Below are 2,283 nucleotides of genomic sequence, written 5' to 3'. Positions count from 1 at the left end.
GTAATGTGAAGTAAGTACCTATTTTTATAATTTCAGAAATTTAATTTTATTACTCATTACATATTGATACGAGATACGAATTAAGATAGGTTGTTAAATTATGGATACAAAATTTCCTTTAGACAAAATTAGAAATATTGGAATAATGGCTCACATTGATGCAGGAAAGACTACTATTACCGAGAGAATACTTTACTATACAGGGAAGGTTCATAAGATGGGCGAAGTTCATGAAGGGTCTGCAACTATGGATTGGATGCCCCAGGAAAAAGAGAGAGGTATTACTATAACTTCTGCAGCAACTACTCTTTATTGGAAAAATACTCGTATTAATCTTGTTGATACACCTGGACACGTAGATTTTACTGTAGAGGTTGAACGTTGCTTACGGGTACTAGATGGTGCAGTAGCAGTATTTTGTGCAGTAGGAGGGGTTGAACCCCAATCAGAAACTGTTTGGCATCAGGCGGAAAAATATGGTGTTCCTCGTCTAGCTTTTATTAATAAAATGGATAGAGTAGGGGCAGATTTTTATTATGTTGTAAAAATGATTCAAGATAAGCTAGCCGCTAATACAATCATTATTCAATTACCCTGGGGCAGCGAAGAAAATTTCCAGGGTATTATAGATTTAATAAAAATGAAGGCCTATTCTTATACTATAGATAATTTAGGAGTAAATTATGAAGAGGTATCTATACCAGAAGATTTACGAGAATCAGCCGATGAATATCATCATAAGATGATAGAAGGTTTAGCAGAGATTGATGAAAAAATTATGGAGGATTACCTTAAAGGTGAAGAGACTTCTCCTAGTGAAATAAAATCTGCAATTCGCAGATTAACTATTAAAAATAAAGCAGTTCCTGTTTTATGTGGCTCGGCTTTGAAGAATAAGGGTATTCAGCTGCTTTTAGATGCAATAATTTATTATTTACCTTCTCCATTAGATGTTCCACCGATTAAAGGTATAGATCCTCTAACTGAAAAGGGAATATCTAGGTTAACTGAAGAGAAAGAATCTTTATCTTCTTTAGTTTTTAAGATTATGACTGATCCCTATATAGGAAAATTGAGTTTTGTTAGGGTTTATTCAGGAATATTAAAATCTAGTTCTTATATTTATAACCCAACTAAGGATGTTAAAGAAAGAGTAAATAGATTAGTACTTATTCATGCTGATCATAGAAAGGATGTTTTAGAAATATCTGCAGGAAATTTGGGGGCAATAATAGGTTTAAAAAAATCTACTACTGGTGATACTTTATGTGATCTAAAGCATCCTATAATATTAGAATCAATTAAATTTCCTGAACCAGTAATATCTATTGCCATAGAACCAAAAGGTAAAGCAGAGCAAGATAAAATGGCTTTAGCTTTGGATAAATTAGCAGAAGAAGATCCTACTTTTAGAAGAACATATAACCTTGAAACTGGTCAGACTATCATCTCAGGTATGGGAGAGCTTCATTTAGAAATAATTGTAGATCGTTTACTTCGAGAATTTAAAGTAGAGGGAAATATAGGAAAACCACAAGTTGCTTATAAGGAAACGATAGAAAAATCTGCCCAAGCAAGAGGAAAGTTTATTAGACAATCGGGAGGCAGAGGGCAATATGGAGATGTAGTATTAGAGGTAGATTCGTACAAAGAAGAAAATTTTAAATTTATTAATCGGATAATTGGTGGGGCAATCCCCAAAGAATATATACCGGCAATAAAAGAGGGTGTAAAAGAAGCTATGCTAAGTGGTGTATTAGCTAATTACCCCGTTATTAATATAAAGGTAACTTTATTGGATGGTTCTTATCATCCTGTAGATTCATCAGAAATTGCTTTTAAGATTGCAGCTTCTATGGCTTTTCAAGAATGTATGAAGAAGGCTCAACCCATACTTTTAGAACCAATAATGGAGGTAGATATTGTAACCCCAGAGGAATATTTAGGTAGTTTAATCAGTAATATAAGTGCACGAAGAGCAAAAATAGAAGGAATTGAAACGAAAGCCCAGGTAAAAATTATTACCGCTTACGTGCCTTTAGCAGAAATGTTTGGTTATGCTACTACTTTAAGGTCAATTTCTCAAGGTAGAGCAACTTTTACTATGCAATTCTTATGTTATGATAAAGTTCCAGCTAATATTGCTAAGGAAATATTAATTTAATTTTAAAATAGTAAAATAGTATAGAATATTTAAGGAGGAAGAAATAAAATGGCAAAAGAAAAATTTGTAAGAACTAAACCACATGTAAATGTGGGTACTATCGGTCATGTAGACCATGG

1 protein-coding gene is annotated in these 2,283 nt (G+C 32.9%); it reads left to right on the top strand.

The genetic code is table 11. The features are described from left to right. Positions 1 to 100: 100 nt before the first annotated feature. Positions 101 to 2,164, top strand: coding sequence for a translation factor GTPase family protein (gene fusA / locus COZ07_RS02910; protein ID WP_406607091.1), 2,064 nt, complete (start codon positions 101 to 103; stop codon positions 2,162 to 2,164). Positions 2,165 to 2,283: the final 119 nt, after the last annotated feature.

This window comes from Candidatus Infernicultor aquiphilus (genome assembly GCF_002784285.1).
In the GTDB taxonomy this organism is placed as follows: domain Bacteria; phylum Atribacterota; class Phoenicimicrobiia; order Phoenicimicrobiales; family Phoenicimicrobiaceae; genus Infernicultor; species Infernicultor aquiphilus.
Note: the sequence above shows the minus strand (reverse complement) of the source record. Positions and strands in the feature narration are given on the sequence as shown.

Coding starts and splice junctions, on each gene's coding strand:
- fusA (WP_406607091.1), top strand. CDS start 101: ATGGATACAAAATTTCCTTTAGACAAAATTAGAAATATTGGAATAATG.